This is a genomic window from Pseudomonas berkeleyensis, from assembly GCF_014109765.1.
GTDB lineage: Bacteria > Pseudomonadota > Gammaproteobacteria > Pseudomonadales > Pseudomonadaceae > Aquipseudomonas > Aquipseudomonas berkeleyensis.
Genome location: NZ_CP059139.1, coordinates 4,035,781 through 4,050,560 on the forward strand (window position 1 = coordinate 4,035,781; position 14,780 = coordinate 4,050,560).

17 protein-coding genes are annotated in these 14,780 nt (G+C 61.9%); 10 read left to right on the forward strand and 7 right to left on the reverse strand.

Features of this window, described 5'->3' with window-relative positions; translation table 11 throughout:
• The first annotated feature begins 11 nt into the window (after nucleotides 1-11).
• Nucleotides 12-839 carry an ammonia-dependent NAD(+) synthetase gene (gene nadE / locus HS968_RS18695; protein ID WP_106736647.1) on the forward strand — a complete coding sequence of 276 codons (828 nt, stop codon included), beginning with the start codon at nucleotides 12-14 and terminating at the stop codon, nucleotides 837-839.
• Between the two features lie 42 nt (nucleotides 840-881).
• On the opposite strand, the gene gloA is transcribed toward nadE, so the two are convergent.
• The 3 genes from gloA to HS968_RS18710 all read right to left on the reverse strand — a co-directional run bounded on the left by gloA (nucleotide 882) and on the right by HS968_RS18710 (nucleotide 3,651).
• Entirely contained in the window at nucleotides 882-1,274 is a 393-nt protein-coding gene (gene gloA / locus HS968_RS18700) for a lactoylglutathione lyase (RefSeq protein WP_106736648.1), read from the reverse strand.
• A 94-nt stretch (nucleotides 1,275-1,368) separates the two neighbouring features.
• Nucleotides 1,369-2,586 carry an argininosuccinate synthase gene (locus HS968_RS18705; protein WP_106736649.1) on the reverse strand — a complete coding sequence of 406 codons (1,218 nt, stop codon included), beginning with the start codon at nucleotides 2,584-2,586 and terminating at the stop codon, nucleotides 1,369-1,371.
• Nucleotides 2,587-2,703: 117 nt separating this feature from the next.
• Complete coding sequence (locus tag HS968_RS18710) at nucleotides 2,704-3,651, reverse strand: flagellar protein MotY (protein ID WP_182368071.1); 948 nt, start codon at nucleotides 3,649-3,651, stop codon at nucleotides 2,704-2,706.
• Nucleotides 3,652-3,969: 318 nt separating this feature from the next.
• On the opposite strand from HS968_RS18710, the gene pyrC reads away from it, so the two are divergent.
• From pyrC to HS968_RS18725, 3 genes are all read left to right on the forward strand, one after another.
• Nucleotides 3,970-5,016 carry a dihydroorotase gene (pyrC, locus tag HS968_RS18715; RefSeq protein WP_182368073.1) on the forward strand — a complete coding sequence of 349 codons (1,047 nt, stop codon included), beginning with the start codon at nucleotides 3,970-3,972 and terminating at the stop codon, nucleotides 5,014-5,016.
• Complete coding sequence (rnt, locus tag HS968_RS18720) at nucleotides 5,013-5,687, forward strand: ribonuclease T (RefSeq protein ID WP_119693111.1); 675 nt, start codon at nucleotides 5,013-5,015, stop codon at nucleotides 5,685-5,687. Before pyrC ends, rnt begins: the two co-directional genes overlap by 4 nt.
• Before the next feature lie 181 nt (nucleotides 5,688-5,868).
• The gene (locus HS968_RS18725) at nucleotides 5,869-6,087 is read left to right on the forward strand and encodes a bacterioferritin-associated ferredoxin (RefSeq protein WP_106736653.1); all 219 of its coding nucleotides are present in this window, start codon (nucleotides 5,869-5,871) and stop codon (nucleotides 6,085-6,087) included.
• Between the two features lie 110 nt (nucleotides 6,088-6,197).
• Here the strand turns inward: HS968_RS18725 and HS968_RS18730 are convergent, their stop codons facing one another.
• Both HS968_RS18730 and HS968_RS18735 read right to left on the reverse strand, forming a co-directional pair.
• Nucleotides 6,198-6,566, reverse strand: coding sequence for a DUF5064 family protein (locus tag HS968_RS18730; protein ID WP_119693113.1), 369 nt, complete (start codon nucleotides 6,564-6,566; stop codon nucleotides 6,198-6,200).
• 89 nt (nucleotides 6,567-6,655) lie between these two features.
• The gene (locus HS968_RS18735) at nucleotides 6,656-6,973 is read right to left on the reverse strand and encodes a DUF2288 domain-containing protein (protein ID WP_119693114.1); all 318 of its coding nucleotides are present in this window, start codon (nucleotides 6,971-6,973) and stop codon (nucleotides 6,656-6,658) included.
• A 297-nt stretch (nucleotides 6,974-7,270) separates the two neighbouring features.
• On the opposite strand from HS968_RS18735, the gene HS968_RS18740 reads away from it, so the two are divergent.
• The 6 genes from HS968_RS18740 (at nucleotide 7,271) to HS968_RS18765 (ending at nucleotide 13,246) form a co-directional block, all read left to right on the forward strand.
• Nucleotides 7,271-8,392, forward strand: a complete 1,122-nt coding sequence (locus tag HS968_RS18740) for a branched-chain amino acid ABC transporter substrate-binding protein (protein WP_119693115.1) — start codon at nucleotides 7,271-7,273, stop codon at nucleotides 8,390-8,392.
• A 115-nt stretch (nucleotides 8,393-8,507) separates the two neighbouring features.
• Entirely contained in the window at nucleotides 8,508-9,431 is a 924-nt protein-coding gene (gene livH, locus HS968_RS18745) for a high-affinity branched-chain amino acid ABC transporter permease LivH (protein WP_119693116.1), read from the forward strand.
• The gene (locus HS968_RS18750) at nucleotides 9,428-10,696 is read left to right on the forward strand and encodes a high-affinity branched-chain amino acid ABC transporter permease LivM (protein ID WP_407681636.1); all 1,269 of its coding nucleotides are present in this window, start codon (nucleotides 9,428-9,430) and stop codon (nucleotides 10,694-10,696) included. The genes livH and HS968_RS18750 overlap by 4 nt, the downstream gene beginning before the upstream one ends.
• Complete coding sequence (gene livG, locus HS968_RS18755; RefSeq protein ID WP_106736658.1) at nucleotides 10,693-11,460, forward strand: high-affinity branched-chain amino acid ABC transporter ATP-binding protein LivG; 768 nt, start codon at nucleotides 10,693-10,695, stop codon at nucleotides 11,458-11,460. Before HS968_RS18750 ends, livG begins: the two co-directional genes overlap by 4 nt.
• Complete coding sequence (locus tag HS968_RS18760; protein WP_182368075.1) at nucleotides 11,461-12,162, forward strand: ABC transporter ATP-binding protein; 702 nt, start codon at nucleotides 11,461-11,463, stop codon at nucleotides 12,160-12,162. It abuts the gene before it with no gap.
• A gap of 223 nt (nucleotides 12,163-12,385) precedes the next feature.
• Complete coding sequence (locus tag HS968_RS18765; RefSeq protein WP_182368077.1) at nucleotides 12,386-13,246, forward strand: DUF6279 family lipoprotein; 861 nt, start codon at nucleotides 12,386-12,388, stop codon at nucleotides 13,244-13,246.
• A 12-nt stretch (nucleotides 13,247-13,258) separates the two neighbouring features.
• On the opposite strand, the gene HS968_RS18770 is transcribed toward HS968_RS18765, so the two are convergent.
• Nucleotides 13,259-13,867 (reverse strand): DUF2846 domain-containing protein, encoded by a 609-nt coding sequence (locus tag HS968_RS18770; protein WP_182368079.1) that lies wholly within the window; start codon nucleotides 13,865-13,867, stop codon nucleotides 13,259-13,261.
• 77 nt (nucleotides 13,868-13,944) lie between these two features.
• Nucleotides 13,945-14,712, reverse strand: a complete 768-nt coding sequence (locus HS968_RS18775; RefSeq protein WP_182368081.1) for a crotonase/enoyl-CoA hydratase family protein — start codon at nucleotides 14,710-14,712, stop codon at nucleotides 13,945-13,947.
• Nucleotides 14,713-14,780: the final 68 nt, after the last annotated feature.

Here is a 14,780-nt window from a genome sequence, read left to right on the forward strand (position 1 = left end):
GGACTCCAGACATGAGCAACCGCCAAGCCGAAATCGCCGCCGCCCTCGACGTGGTGCCGCCTTTCGCCGATGAAGCCGCCCTGGTGGCGGAAATCGAACGACGCAAGACCTTCATCAAGAACACCCTCAAGCAATCCGGCCTGAAAGTGCTGGTGCTGGGTATCAGCGGTGGCGTGGACTCCACCACCGCAGGACGCCTGGCTCAGTTGTCGGTCGAGGAACTGCGCGCCGAAACCGGCGACCAGGGCTATCGCTTCATCGCCGTGCGCCTGCCGCACAACGCGCAACACGATGAACATGACGCGCAGGATTCGCTGAAATTCATTCGCGCCGACGAGAACGACACGGTCAACATCGCCGGCAGCGTCAATGGCCTGGGCGAACAGGTCACGCACCTGCAAAAACTCAGCGATGCGCGCCGCGACTTCGTGGTCGGCAACATCAAGGCACGCATCCGCATGGTCGCGCAGTTCGCCATCGCCAACGCCAATAACGGCCTGGTGATCGGCACCGACCATGCTGCCGAAGCGGTGATGGGCTTCTTCACCAAGTTCGGTGACGGCGCCTGCGACCTCGCCCCACTCTCCGGCCTGGTAAAGAACCAGGTTCGCGCCATCGCCAAACACCTCGGCGCGCCACAGCATCTGGTGCAGAAGACGCCGACCGCCGACCTGGAAGAATTGCGCCCAGGCAAGCCGGACGAGGAAGCGCATGGCGTGACCTACGCCGAAATCGATGCCTTCCTGCATGGCGAGAAGGTCAGCGACGAAGCCTACGCCACCATCGTGCGCACCTATGACGCCACTCGCCACAAACGCGAACTGCCGCTGGTTCCTTGAAGCGGATAGCCATGCGCACTCAGGTGCGCATGGCGTCGGTCGTCAAGCCGGGCGCGACGGCGACAACAGTTCGATCTTGTAGCCATCCGGGTCTTCGACGAAGGCCAGCACCCGCGTGCCGTGCTTCATCGGCCCTGGCTCGCGGGTAATCTTGCCGCCTCGGCTGCGGATATCGGCACATGCCTTGTGAACATCCTCCACCTCCAGCGCGATGTGCCCATAGCCAGTGCCCAGCTCATAGCTCTGCACGCCCCAGTTATGGGTCAGTTCGATCACGCTGTTGTGCGCTTCGTCGCCGTAGCCGACGAACGCGAGAGTGAACTGACCATCCGGATAGTCCTTGCGCCGCAGCAGGGTCATGCCCAGTACTTCGGTGTAGAAGGCGATGGATCTGTCCAGATCGCCGACGCGCAGCATGGTATGCAGCAGTCTCATGAAGATTCTCCTCACCGGCTCGGTATTTTCATGGGCCATGAACGACGAACCCCGGCACATGGCCGGGGTTCGTTGACATGCAGCAGGCAGTCTATCAGACCAGCTTGCGGCCCTTGCCAGCAGCGATGCGCATGCGCAGGGCATTGAGCTTGATGAAGCCCGCCGCATCCTGCTGGTTGTAGGCGCCGCCATCTTCCTCGAAGGTCGCGATGTTGGCGTCGAACAGCGAGTCGTCGGACTTGCGACCGGTGACGATGACGTTGCCCTTGTACAGCTTCAGGCGTACCACACCGTTCACGTTGGCCTGGGAAGCATCGATCATCTGCTGCAGCATCAGACGCTCCGGGCTCCACCAGAAACCGTTGTAGATCAGGCTGGCGTATTTCGGCATCAGCTCGTCTTTCAGGTGAGCCACTTCGCGATCCAGGGTGATCGACTCGATGGCGCGGTGAGCCTTGAGCATGATGGTGCCGCCGGGGGTTTCGTAGCAGCCGCGGGACTTCATGCCGACGAAACGGTTCTCGACGATGTCCAGACGGCCGATGCCGTTCTCGCCGCCGATGCGGTTCAGCTCGGCCAGTACGGTGGCCGGGCTCAGTTCCTTGCCGTCGATGGCGACGATGTCACCGGCGCGATAGGTCAGCTCGATGTAGGTCGGAGTATCCGGCGCCGCTTCCGGCGACTTGGTCCAACGCCACATGTCTTCTTCGTGCTCGGTCCAGGTGTCTTCCAGCACGCCGCCTTCATAGGAGATGTGCAGCAAGTTGGCATCCATGGAGTACGGCGACTTCTTCTTGCCATGACGCTCGATCGGGATGGCGTGCTTCTCGGCGTAGTCCATCAGCTTCTCGCGCGACAGCAGATCCCACTCGCGCCACGGGGCGATGACCTTCACGCCCGGCTTCAGTGCATAGGCCCCCAGCTCGAAGCGCACCTGGTCGTTGCCCTTGCCGGTGGCGCCGTGGGAGATGGCGTCGGCGCCGGTCTCGTTGGCGATTTCGATCAGACGCTTGGCGATCAGCGGACGGGCGATGGAGGTACCCAGCAGGTACTCGCCTTCGTAAACGGTGTTGGCGCGGAACATCGGGTAGACGAAATCACGCACGAATTCTTCGCGCAGGTCGTCGATGTAGATTTCCTTGACGCCCATGGCCTGAGCCTTGGCACGGGCCGGCTCGACCTCCTCGCCCTGACCAAGGTCAGCGGTGAAGGTCACCACCTCACAGTTATAGGTATCTTGCAGCCACTTGAGGATCACCGAGGTGTCCAGGCCACCGGAATAGGCCAGAACTACCTTTTTGACGTCCGCCATGCCATCACTCCACGGGTTGTACGGTAAAACCGGTGATTCTACTGACCCTGCGGGCCAATTTACAGGGGCGCGACAGCTAGTGACGACGAAGCGACGACAAGAATGGCGTTTTCTGTCTCAGGAGGGGGTACTTCCAGCCGGGTCGACCGGTGTACTCGGTGGTGCCGTCTGCGGGGCGCTCTGTGGTGGAGCCTCGGGGGCCGGCACACGATCCAGGCGCAAGGTTGCCCGGCGGTTCTTGGCTCGATTGGCTTCGCTGTTGTTCGGCGCCAGCGGGTAACGCTCACCATGGAAGCGCATGGTGATCTGCTCGACCGGCACACCACCGGCCACCAGATACTCCTGTACGGCCAATGCGCGGCGGCGCGACAAATCGCGGTTGGTCAGGCGATTGCCGCTGTTGTCGGCATGCCCGTCGATCTGGAAGCTGTTGATGGTCGGGTCAGCCTTGACGAAGTCGATAATGATATCGAGCTTGGCCTTGGCCATCGGATCGAGATCGATGCCGCCCCCTGGAAAGCCGATCTGCGCCTGGCGAATCTGGTCGAAATTGACTGGCAGCAGGTTGGCGGTACAGGCCTGGTAATCGTCATAGGCCTTGTGAAACTTCACCGGTAGCAGGCGCACCTCCAGGTTGTCACCGCCGTTCAGCGTGCGGTGGCGCACCACCGGACTGCGGCCTTCGAGCAGGCCGGTGAGCAAACGCGCGCCCTGCTCCTGCGAACTGTTGAACGGCACCTCGCCGTTGCCAACGTTGACCACACCCAGGTTGATATCGCCACGCCCCGGCTGCCAGGGCGCTGCAGCTGCCAGCAAAGTGGCTGAACCGGCACCCATCCAGCGCTCACGCGCCTTGAGACGGAAGGTGACCTGCTCGCCAGCTCGGCGCACGAACTCGCCGCTGCCGAAATTGCTGATCGGCTGAGTGAGCCGGCACTCGAACTTGTCCCCCTCGACCTTCCACTCCACGCTCTCCAGACGCGTCTGGAAGCTGATGGCATGTGCCGGCAGACACAGGGCCATGCCGGCCAGCAGGCAGGGAAGGAGGAGATGAGGCTGGCGCACGACGGGCTCCACGAAAACGCTGTTCTTTCTAGGTATCGGTGGCTTCCGGAAAAACTGTAGGGCGAGCGTCGGCACATCAACAGGATTTGTTGTGCGTCACGGGCTGCCCATGGCGTTGCTCGAACGTGTCACCACACCTGCACTGCCCGTCGTTCACAGGGTGTTCTATCGCCCCACCAATCCGCGGCCAGGCGAAGATGAAGCGAATCACCGCGCTGGAGCACGCCTGCCTGGGCGCTCGAATCTCGCAGCCTGCAGCGCATTTTTCGCCGGTTTCCGGTAGCATTCGCAGCCTGATTTGCCCGCCTGGAACTCCCCATGTCCGACCGACTGACCCTACTGCGCCCCGACGATTGGCACATTCACCTGCGCGACGGCGCGGTGCTGCCGCACACCGTCGGCGATGCCGCCCGCACCTTCGCCCGCGCGATCATCATGCCCAACCTGGTACCGCCGGTGCGCAACGCCGAAGAGGCAGACGCCTATCGCCAGCGCATTCTCGCCGCGCGCCCGGCCGGCAGTCGTTTCGAGCCGTTGATGGTGCTCTATCTCACCGACAAGACCACCGCCGAAGACGTGCGCAACGCCAAGGCCAGTGGCTTCGTGCATGCAGCCAAGCTCTACCCGGCCGGCGCCACCACCAACTCGGACTCCGGCGTCACCAGCATCGACAAGATCTTCCCAGCTCTCGAGGCCATGGCCGAAGTGGGCATGCTGCTGCTGATTCACGGTGAAGTCACCCGCGCTGAAATCGACGTGTTCGACCGCGAAAAGACCTTCATCGACGAGCATCTGGTGCGCGTGGTCGAGCGCTTCCCGACGCTGAAGGTAGTGTTCGAGCACATCACCACCCGCGATGCCGTGCAGTTCGTGCAGAGCCGCCCGAACAACCTCGGCGCCACCATCACCGCCCATCACCTGCTGTACAACCGCAACCACATGCTGGTTGGCGGTATTCGTCCGCACTTCTATTGCCTGCCGATCCTCAAGCGCAACGTGCATCAGGAAGCCTTGCTCGACGTAGCCGCAAGCGGCGACGCACGCTTCTTCCTCGGCACCGACTCGGCACCGCACGCCAAGCATGCCAAGGAAGCCGCCTGCGGCTGCGCCGGCTGCTACACCGCCTATGCCGCCATCGAGCTGTATGCCGAGGCCTTCGAACAGCGCAATGCGCTGGACAAGCTGGAAGCCTTCGCCAGCCACCACGGCCCGGATTTCTACGGCCTGCCACGCAACACCGACAGCATCACCCTGGTGCGCGAGGAGTGGGTCGTACCGTCCACCCTACCCCTGGGCGAGAACAACGTGGTGCCGCTGCGCGCCGGTGAAACCCTGCGCTGGAAGCTGCTGGAGGGCCAGGCGTGAGCGAAGACAACTACGAAGACGAACTGGAAACCAGCCTGCCGTCCGGCCCACGCACACCGATGGCCGCGCGTTTCCGAGGCTACCTGCCAGTCGTGGTGGATGTGGAGACCGGCGGCTTCAACAGCGCCACCGATGCGCTGCTGGAAATCGCCGCGACCACCATCGCCATGGATGAAGGCGGTTTCCTCTATCCGGATCACACCCACTTCTTCCGTATCGAACCGTTCGAAGGTGCCAACATCGAACAAGCCGCGCTGGAATTCACCGGCATCAAGCTCGATCATCCGCTGCGCATGGCGGTAAGCGAAGAGCATGCCCTGGGCGAAATCTTCAAGGGCCTGCGCAAGTCGATCAAATCGGCGGGTTGCAAGCGGGCCATCCTGGTCGGTCATAACAGCAGCTTCGACCTGGGCTTCCTCAATGCGGCGGTGGCCCGCTGCGGCATCAAGCGCAATCCGTTCCACCCGTTCTCCAGCTTCGACACCGCTACCCTGGCGGGCCTCGCCTACGGCCAGACCGTGCTGGCCAAAGCCTGCCAGACCGCCGGCATCGAGTTCGACGGCAAGGAGGCGCACTCGGCGCGCTACGACACCGAGAAAACCGCCGAACTGTTCTGCGGCATCGTCAACCGCTGGAAAGAAATGGGCGGCTGGGACGAGTTCGACCAGTAGGCCTGATGCCTGACCCGAAGCATGAAAAACCGGCCTTGCGCCGGTTTTTTCATGGCTACGGCAATCCGCTCAGGAACCGTTCGTCAGCCAATGCGAGTGTTCCCAACAGATCTTTGACAAGCATTCTCATTAACATTAGTATCCTTCGCATCGAACAGAACAACCAAGACGAGCCTTGCTTATGTACGTCTGCCTCTGTGAAGGTGTTACCGATACTCAGATCCGCGACGCGGTCTATGAGGGCTGCTGCAGCTACCGCGAAGTTCGTGGCACGCTCGGCATCGCCAGCCAATGTGGCAAATGCGCCTGCCTGGCCAAACAAGTGGTACGTGAAACCATCGCCGAAGTTCAGAGTAGCCAAGCAGCACTGGCCTACCCTGCCGGGTTCGTCGCCGCCTGAATCGAGCCTAGACCTCGACATAAAAAACCGGATCCCATGATCCGGTTTTTTTATGCTCGCCGTTCAGCTGATCCCCCAGAGGCCGTCGCCTGCCAAGAAGACCTGCCAGGCTAAAGACCATCGCTCTTCAGATGTTCCAGGTTGACCGCCTCACCGGGCTTGGCGTGCAGCTTGGCGCGGATATCCTCGAAAATGGCGTCGTACTCCTGATGCGCCCGCATGATCGGGCTGGCATTGGGATGCAGGCCATGCTTGGCCACCAGACGAGAAATCACACTGGCGAAATTGAAGGCGGTATCGCGGTGCATCTCGAATACCTCCTCGAAGTGCTGGCCATCGATCTCACCAGCCAGGCGCCCGTGCAACATGGCGCCCTCCTGCGGATCCTGGCGAACCTCATAGTAGAAGTCGATGCTGTATCCGGGTTGACCATTCTCTCCGGGTAGGTTGCTGCGATGCAGGTGTCCAGGTTCGAACATGATTCAACTCCTTTGACGTGATGCATGAGCTCCCGGCAGGAGCGCCCAGACAGTCTAGACCGTGATTCATGCCCCTGCTTCGCACCAGTTCAGTGCAACGTCGAATCCCCTGCTCTTTCCTGCACCAGCACCCAGGGAGCAACCACCACCGCCCAGAGCTGCGGGTCACGGGCTAGAAGATCTTCGGCGCGGGTATCTTCGAGCTTGCTCAATACCCCCTCGTTCATCCATTGCGCGACCCTGGCCTGGTCATCGCTCGCCAGCGCCTGCGCCACGGCGATCAGATCCGCATGCCCTGCCACCCAGAGCAGCGCACCACGAGCAAAGAAGGGTTGCAGCTCCTGCCAGCGAATAGGTGCGGTTTCGCCAAGCAGCTTGGCATAGAGGGTGCTAGATTCATCCGTCATGGTGTGCCCCGTATCGATGGCGGTAAGTGCAGGCGCGCATGATAGCGCCGGCTCTTCCCCTGACAAGCCGCGGGACGCTCTGTAGCCGCAACGGGGCACGCCGTATTTCTATACATTCCTTGCAATTTAGCGACAACCCCGCGTTCAGCCTCCCAATGCCGGCTTTTCAAGGCGCAAATCCGCGCTCTACACTGTTCCGGTACAGTTGCCGGGGGCATGGCCGGGGTATCAATCCGGTTCTGCAGCTTAGGCAGCAAGAACTACAACAATGAAGACATAACGACGAGTGGAGCACTCATGAATAAGGCTACTAAGCAGATTTCCAAGCTGTTCGCTGCAATGGCACTGGCAGGGGCGGCCAGCTATTCGATGGCGGCCGACAACATCAAGATCGGCCTGGCCGGTCCGGTGACCGGTGCCGTCGCCCAGTACGGCGAGATGCAATTCATCGGCGCCAAGATGGCCATCGAGCAGATCAACAAGGCAGGCGGCGTCAACGGCGCGCAACTCGAAGGCGTGGTCTACGATGACGCCTGCGATCCGAAGCAAGCCGTGGCGGTAGCCAACAAGATCGTCAACGATGGCGTCAAGTTCGTGGTCGGTCACCTGTGCTCCAGCTCCACTCAACCGGCTTCGGACATCTACGAAGACGAAGGCATCCTGATGATCACCGCGGCTTCCACCAGCCCGGACATCACCGCTCGCGGCTACGAACTGGTATTCCGCACCATCGGTCTGGACAGCCTGCAAGGCCCGACCGCCGGCAACTTCATCGCTGACCACATCAAGCCGAAGAACGTCGCCGTCATCCACGACAAACAGCAATACGGTGAAGGCATCGCCACCGCGGTCAAGCAGACCCTGGAAAGCAAAGGCGTGAAAGTCTCCATGTTCGAAGGCATCAATGCCGGCGACAAGGACTTCTCGGCGCTGATCGCCAAACTGAACCAAGCGGGTGTCGACTTCGTCTACTACGGCGGCTACCACCCGGAACTGGGCCTGCTGCTGCGCCAGACCAAAGAGCGTGGCCTGAACGTCAAGTTCATGGGCCCGGAAGGCGTGGGTAACAAGGAAATCTCGGCTATCGCCGGCCCGGCTTCCGAAGGCCTGCTGGTCACCCTGCCGAAGTCCTTCGATCAGGATCCGGCGAACAAGGCACTGGTCGAAGCCTTCAAGGCCAAGAACGAAGACCCGAGCGGTCCGTTCGTGTTCCCGGCCTACGCTGCCGTCCAGGTTATCGCCGAGGGCATCGAGAAAGCTGGCGACACCGACACCGCCAAGGTGGCCGAAGCCCTGCGCTCCAATACCTTCAAAACGCCGACCGGCGACCTCGCTTTCGACGAGAAAGGCGACCTGAAAGACTTCAACTTCGTAGTTTACGAGTGGCACCAGGACGGTTCCAAGTCCGAAGCCAAGTAAGCTTCCCGCCTGAACCCAAAGCCCACTGCACACGCAGTGGGTTTTGTTTATTAGAAGAATTCCGGCCTTGCGCTGCGCCACAAGCGCCGCTTCACGCAGGCCCAGGAGTTAGGCAATGCCTGAGCTTTATCACTACCTACAACAACTGATCAATGGCCTGACCATTGGCAGCACCTATGCCCTGATCGCCATCGGCTACACCATGGTCTACGGCATCATCGGCATGATCAACTTCGCCCATGGCGAGGTTTACATGATTGGCTCGTACGTGGCCTTCACTGTGATCGCAGGTCTCGCCATGTTCGGCCTCGAAGCCGTGCCGTTCGTGATGATCGCGGCCTTCGCCGCCACCATGATCGTCACCAGCGCCTACGGTTACAGCATCGAACGGGTCGCCTACCGCCCCTTGCGCGGCGGCAACCGTCTGATCCCGCTGATCTCCGCGATCGGCATGTCGATCTTCCTGCAGAACGCCGTATTGCTCTCGCAGGACTCCAAGGACAAATCCATTCCCAGCCTGCTACCCGGCAATTTCCTGTTCGGTGAAAGCGTCAGCAACGGTGTGGTGATTTCCTATATGCAGGTGCTGATCTTCATCGTCACCTTCGTCGCCATGATCGGCCTGACCCTGTTCATCTCGCGCTCGCGCCTGGGCCGTGCCTGCCGCGCCTGCGCCGAAGACCTGAAGATGGCCAACCTGTTGGGGATCAACACCAACAACATCATCGCCCTGACCTTCGTCATCGGTGCCGCGCTCGCGGCCGTCGCCTCGGTGCTGCTGAGCATGCAATATGGCGTGATCAACCCGCACCTGGGTTTCCTCGCCGGCATCAAGGCATTCACCGCCGCAGTGCTCGGCGGTATCGGCAGCATTCCGGGCGCCGTGCTCGGCGGCCTGCTGCTGGGCGTGGCCGAAGCCTTCGGTGCCGATATCTTCGGTGACCAGTACAAGGACGTCGTCGCCTTCACCCTGCTGGTACTGGTTCTGCTGTTCCGCCCCACTGGCATTCTCGGTCGTCCAGAGGTGGAAAAGGTATGAGCAGCGCTATTACGAAAAACCTCAAATCGGCGATTTTCAGCGCCCTGCTGGTGCTGATCATTTCCTATCCGGTGCTGGGCCTGAAACTGACCACCGTCGGCATCAGCCTGCGTGTAGAAGGCGCCACCGCCTTCGAGCTATGGTGCATCGGCGCGGCAGCAACGCTGATCTTCATCTGGCAACTGCTGCGTGACCGCCTCACGCCCGCCTGGGCCAAGGTATCGCTGCCACGCCTGCCGGGTAACGCAAGCAACTTCCTGACCCTGCCTTCCACTCAACGCTGGGTGATCCTGGCGCTGATCGCCTTCGCCCTGGTCTGGCCGTTCTTCGCCAGCCGTGGTTCGGTGGACATCGCCACGCTGATCCTGATCTACGTGATGCTCGGCCTCGGCCTGAACATCGTCGTCGGTCTGGCCGGTCTGCTCGACCTGGGCTACGTCGGCTTCTACGCCGTCGGCGCCTACAGCTACGCGATCCTCGCCCACTACTTCGGCTTCGGCTTCTGGATCTGCCTGCCACTGGCAGGGATGATGGCGGCGCTGTTCGGCTTCCTGCTGGGCTTCCCGGTGCTGCGCTTGCGCGGTGACTATCTGGCCATCGTGACCCTCGGGTTCGGCGAGATCATCCGCATCATGCTGCGCAACATGACCGAGTACACCGGCGGCCCGAACGGCCTGAGCATCGCCAACGAGAACAAACCGACCCTGTTCGGTCTGTCCTTCGAACGCCGCGTGCCGGCCGACATGCCGACCTTCCACGGCTTCTTCGATATCGCCTACAGCTCGATGTACAAGGTGATCTTCCTTTACCTGATCGCCCTGCTGCTGGTGCTGCTGACCCTGTTTCTGGTCAACCGCCTGCTGCGAATGCCGATCGGCCGCGCCTGGGAAGCCCTGCGTGAAGATGAGATCGCCTGCCGCGCGCTGGGTCTGAACCCGACCGTGATCAAGCTCTCGGCCTTCACCATCGGTGCCAGCCTGGCCGGTTTCGCCGGCAGCTTCTTCGCTGCCCGTCAGGGCCTGGTGACACCGGAGTCCTTCACCTTCATCGAATCGGCGATGATCCTGGCCATCGTGGTGTTGGGCGGTATGGGCTCGCAGTTGGGCGTGATTCTCGCAGCAGTGGTCATGGTCATGCTGCAGGAGATGCGTGAGCTGAGCGAGTACCGCATGCTGATCTTCGGCCTGGTCATGATCTTCATGATGATCTGGCGCCCGCAAGGTCTGCTGCCGATGCAACGTCCCCACCTGGAGCTGAAGCGATGAGCCGCCCGATTCTTGAAGTAAGCGGCCTGACCATGCGTTTCGGCGGCCTGCTGGCCGTCAACGAGGTGGCCCTGAAAGTAAGCGAAAAACAGGTGGTCTCGATGATCGGCCCGAACGGTGCCGGCAAGACCACCGTGTTCAACTGCCTGACCGGCTTCTATCAGCCGACCTCCGGCAGCATCCGCCTCAACGGCGAAGCCATCGAGGGCCTGCCAGGCCACAAGATCGCTCGCAAAGGCGTGGTGCGTACCTTCCAGAACGTGCGTCTGTTCAAGGACATGACCGCCGTGGAAAACCTGCTGGTAGCCCAGCATCGTCACCTGAACACCGGCTATCTGGCCGGCCTGTTCAAGACGCCGGCCTTCCGCCGCAGCGAGCGCGAGGCGATGGACTTCGCCGCGCACTGGCTGGAGCAGGTCAATCTGGTGGAGTTCGCCAACCGCACCGCAGGCACCCTCGCCTACGGTCAGCAACGCCGCCTGGAAATCGCCCGTTGCATGATGACTCGCCCAAGCATCCTCATGCTCGACGAGCCAGCCGCGGGTCTGAACCCACGCGAAACCGAAGACCTCAAGGCGCTGATCGCCATGCTGCGTGACCAGCACGGCGTCACCGTGCTGCTGATCGAGCACGACATGAAGTTGGTGATGAGCATTTCCGACCACATCTACGTGATCAACCAGGGCACGCCTCTGGCCGATGGTACGCCGGAGCAGATCCGCAACAACCCGGACGTGATCAAAGCCTATCTGGGGGAAGCGTAAATGCTCAGTTTCAACAACGTATCCACCTTCTACGGCAAGATCCAGGCACTGCACGGCATCAGCATCGAAGTGCAGAAAGGCGAGATCGTCACCCTGATCGGTGCCAATGGCGCCGGCAAGTCGACCCTGCTGATGACGCTTTGCGGTAACCCGCGCGCCACCAGTGGCAGCATCCGCTACATGGGCGAAGAGCTGGTCGGCATGGACACCCCGGAGATCATGCGCAAGAGCATCGCCATCGTGCCGGAAGGCCGCCGCGTGTTCGCCCGCCTGACCGTCGAGGAAAACCTGGCCATGGGCGGCTTCTTCGGCAACAAGGCTGACAATCAGGAGCAAATGGACAAGGTGCTACACCTGTTCCCGCGCCTGAAGGAACGCTTCAACCAGCGCGCCGGCACCATGTCCGGTGGCGAGCAGCAGATGCTGGCGATCGGCCGTGCGCTGATGAGCAAGCCGAAACTGCTGCTGCTCGACGAGCCTTCGCTCGGTCTGGCACCGATCATCATCCAGCAGATCTTCGACATCATCGAGCAGCTGCGTGAAGACGGCGTGACCGTGTTCCTGGTCGAGCAGAACGCCAACCAGGCACTGAAGCTGGCTGACCGCGGCTACGTGCTGGAAAACGGTCATATCGTGATGCAGGGTAGCGGTGAAGCGCTGCTGAACGATCCGAAGGTGCGTGACGCCTACCTCGGTGGCTGAGCGCTATCGGTGAGCTGTATCGGAACCGCCCTTCGGGGCGGTTTTTTATTGCACGCGTCGGTACGCCACCAACGCCGTAGCCGATATGCCTCCCAGGGGATGTATGCCCCCGTGCTCGATTCGGCCATTACCGGGTCGAACTGTTAAGCGAATATTTCCACCCTCTTGCGTCTACCTCGGCGGGTATTAGGCTCAACCCATCTGCCTCTGCGAAACAGCGGTCATGCGCAAATCCCTGCTCCTGCTACTGGCTCTCACCCTGCTGCTTGGCGCGTGCAGTCGCGTCGGTCTGGCCTACCGCAATCTCGACTGGCTGATCCCCTGGAAACTGGGCGACTACGTCACGCTCAGCAACGAGCAGAGCGCCTGGCTCAAACCCCGACTGCAAGAGCACCTCGCCTGGCACTGCAGCGTGGAGCTCCCGCGCTACCTGCAATGGCTGGAAGTCAGCCAGCAGGCGCTGAGCAATCGCGACAGTGCAAGCCTGGCCAAGCAACTGGCGGCCTTCGACGAAGCCATGCAACGCGTCGCCGTGGAAATCACGCCCAGCACCACCGAACTGTTGCGCGGCCTCAGCCCGCGTCAGGTGGAACAACTGTTCGAGGAGCTGGAGAAGCAGAACGAAAAATTACGCGAAGAATTCCTCGCCCCCTCACTGGAGCAGCAGATTGCCAGGCGTGCCGAACGCATGTCGGAACGTCTGCGACCCTGGTTCGGCACGCTGAATACGCAACAGACCCGCGAGGTGGAGAACTGGGCGCAAAGCCTGGGCGCACAGAATGAAATCTGGTTGGCCAACCGCCTGGCCTGGCAGCAAGCGCTGCGTGAAGCGCTGGAAGTCCGCCGCGGTGACGACTTCGACGCGCGCATGACTGCCCTGCTGCAAGAGCGCGAACGCTTTTACACGGGCGACTACCAGGCCCGCTACGACGCGAATCGGCAAGCCATGGCCGAGCTGATCGTCAAACTCATCGGCGAGGCTGAAGACAGCCAGCTGGAGCGTGCACGCAAACGCCTCGATGGCTTGCACAGCGAGTTGGCAGCCCAGCAATGCCAGGCCCCCGATGGCCTGGCCGGACGCTGAGGCACTTGGCCCTCAGATCCCGATCTTGTCCAGCGATTCCCCGATGGAGCGCCAGAAGCCACGCTGCGGTCGTTCCACCTCGACCTGGCTGGCAGCGATGCGCGTCATCGGCTGTACGCTACGCGTGGCGCCCAGCTCCTGCTCGGCCAGCTCGGCCGAAACCAGTTGCAGCGGCCCATCGGCATTGCCCTCGGACGCTGAATTCTGCGGTGGCGGGCCATCCTCGTCATAACGCAGGTAGTAGGTAGCGCCTACCGCCGCATCCAGGGTGAAGCTGGAGATCAGGGTGAAATCCAGCGGCCCGTCGGCCAGCAACGTCCAGAAACTGCCGGCCAACGGGCGACGCATCTCCAGCTTGTAGTTGGCCGCATCGAACTCCAGCACCAGATAGCCATTGCTGGGCAGACTGCCGATCAGGCGATTGTCGAGAAACAAGCCTGGCGCCTCGAGCTCCTGATCCGCCCAGTCGTTGCGTGGCCGATAGAGGTAAACCAGCGCGTGGTTCTCGTCACTCAGCGTGTGCGCAATGAAGGGCTCACCCTTCACGTCACCGAAAAAGGCGCCCGGAGTAGAACAGCCAACCAGAAGGCAGATGGAAAACGGCAGCAGCAAACGGCGCATCGGGTCGTCCTTAGCAGATCGTCAGCCGAGCTTAGTCGGCGCCGTGGCGAACGGCACCCGACGAAAGTGCGGGTCTTTCAGAATCGGCCGTGTCGTCCCGCGCCATCACGAAAGCGACGCGCGCCGGCCTGCGTCTCGCCACTGCCCACCACTGCCATCCCACCCTCGAATTCGGCGCGTAGCGCTGCATCCAATGGCAACGACCATTGCCCATGAACACTGGCACGGTCGGCGAGCATGCAGCGCTGCGGAAAGGCCGCTATCTGCGCTGCTAGCGCCTGGGCCAGTGGTAATGCCTGCCCTGGCTCGCAGACACGGTTGACCAGCCCCATCTGCAAGGCTTCATCGGCCTCGACCGGTCGGCCTGTGAGAATCAGATCCAGCGCCCGCCCTTGACCGATGAGGCGAGGCAAACGCACCGTGCCACCGTCGATCAGGGGCACACCGAAGCGCCGGCAGAACACCCCGAGAATCGCATCGCTGGCCATCACTCGCAGATCCGCGAGCAACGCCAACTCAAGACCACCGGCTACCGCGTGGCCCTCGATGGCGGCGATCAACGGCTTACCCAGGAGCATGCGACTCGGCCCCATCGGCCCGTCACCCTCGACCTCCAGCCGATTGGCACGCGCCCCACCTTCGGCGACGGCAGCAAGATCAGCTCCCGCGCAGAAGGTGCCAGCCGCGCCACTCAACACCGCGACACGCGCCTGCTCGTCCGCCTCGAAGGCGCGCAGGGCATCGGCCAGGGCCTGCGCCGTGGGACGATCCACTGCATTGCGCACCTGGGGTCGGTCGATGATCAGGGTAGTGACCGGGCCATGCTGCTCGATGATCACGGACATCTCGTTGCCTCCGCCAAAAAGAAAAGGCCGGCATCGCTGCCGGCCTTCTACCCTATTGCGTCGCCAAG

Excerpts from the sequence above, each read along its gene's own strand:
- livG (WP_106736658.1), top strand. The coding sequence starts at position 10,693 with ATGAGCCGCCCGATTCTTGAAGTAAGCGGCCTGACCATGCGTTTCGGC.
- HS968_RS18765 (WP_182368077.1), top strand. The coding sequence starts at position 12,386 with ATGCGCAAATCCCTGCTCCTGCTACTGGCTCTCACCCTGCTGCTTGGC.
- HS968_RS18725 (WP_106736653.1), top strand. The coding sequence starts at position 5,869 with ATGTACGTCTGCCTCTGTGAAGGTGTTACCGATACTCAGATCCGCGAC.
- pyrC (WP_182368073.1), top strand. The coding sequence starts at position 3,970 with ATGTCCGACCGACTGACCCTACTGCGCCCCGACGATTGGCACATTCAC.
- HS968_RS18770 (WP_182368079.1), bottom strand. The coding sequence starts at position 13,867 with ATGCGCCGTTTGCTGCTGCCGTTTTCCATCTGCCTTCTGGTTGGCTGT.
- HS968_RS18760 (WP_182368075.1), top strand. The coding sequence starts at position 11,461 with ATGCTCAGTTTCAACAACGTATCCACCTTCTACGGCAAGATCCAGGCA.
- HS968_RS18730 (WP_119693113.1), bottom strand. The coding sequence starts at position 6,566 with ATGTTCGAACCTGGACACCTGCATCGCAGCAACCTACCCGGAGAGAAT.
- HS968_RS18750 (WP_407681636.1), top strand. The coding sequence starts at position 9,428 with ATGAGCAGCGCTATTACGAAAAACCTCAAATCGGCGATTTTCAGCGCC.
- livH (WP_119693116.1), top strand. The coding sequence starts at position 8,508 with ATGCCTGAGCTTTATCACTACCTACAACAACTGATCAATGGCCTGACC.
- HS968_RS18735 (WP_119693114.1), bottom strand. The coding sequence starts at position 6,973 with ATGACGGATGAATCTAGCACCCTCTATGCCAAGCTGCTTGGCGAAACC.
- nadE (WP_106736647.1), top strand. The coding sequence starts at position 12 with ATGAGCAACCGCCAAGCCGAAATCGCCGCCGCCCTCGACGTGGTGCCG.
- HS968_RS18775 (WP_182368081.1), bottom strand. The coding sequence starts at position 14,712 with ATGTCCGTGATCATCGAGCAGCATGGCCCGGTCACTACCCTGATCATC.
- HS968_RS18705 (WP_106736649.1), bottom strand. The coding sequence starts at position 2,586 with ATGGCGGACGTCAAAAAGGTAGTTCTGGCCTATTCCGGTGGCCTGGAC.
- gloA (WP_106736648.1), bottom strand. The coding sequence starts at position 1,274 with ATGAGACTGCTGCATACCATGCTGCGCGTCGGCGATCTGGACAGATCC.
- HS968_RS18740 (WP_119693115.1), top strand. The coding sequence starts at position 7,271 with ATGAATAAGGCTACTAAGCAGATTTCCAAGCTGTTCGCTGCAATGGCA.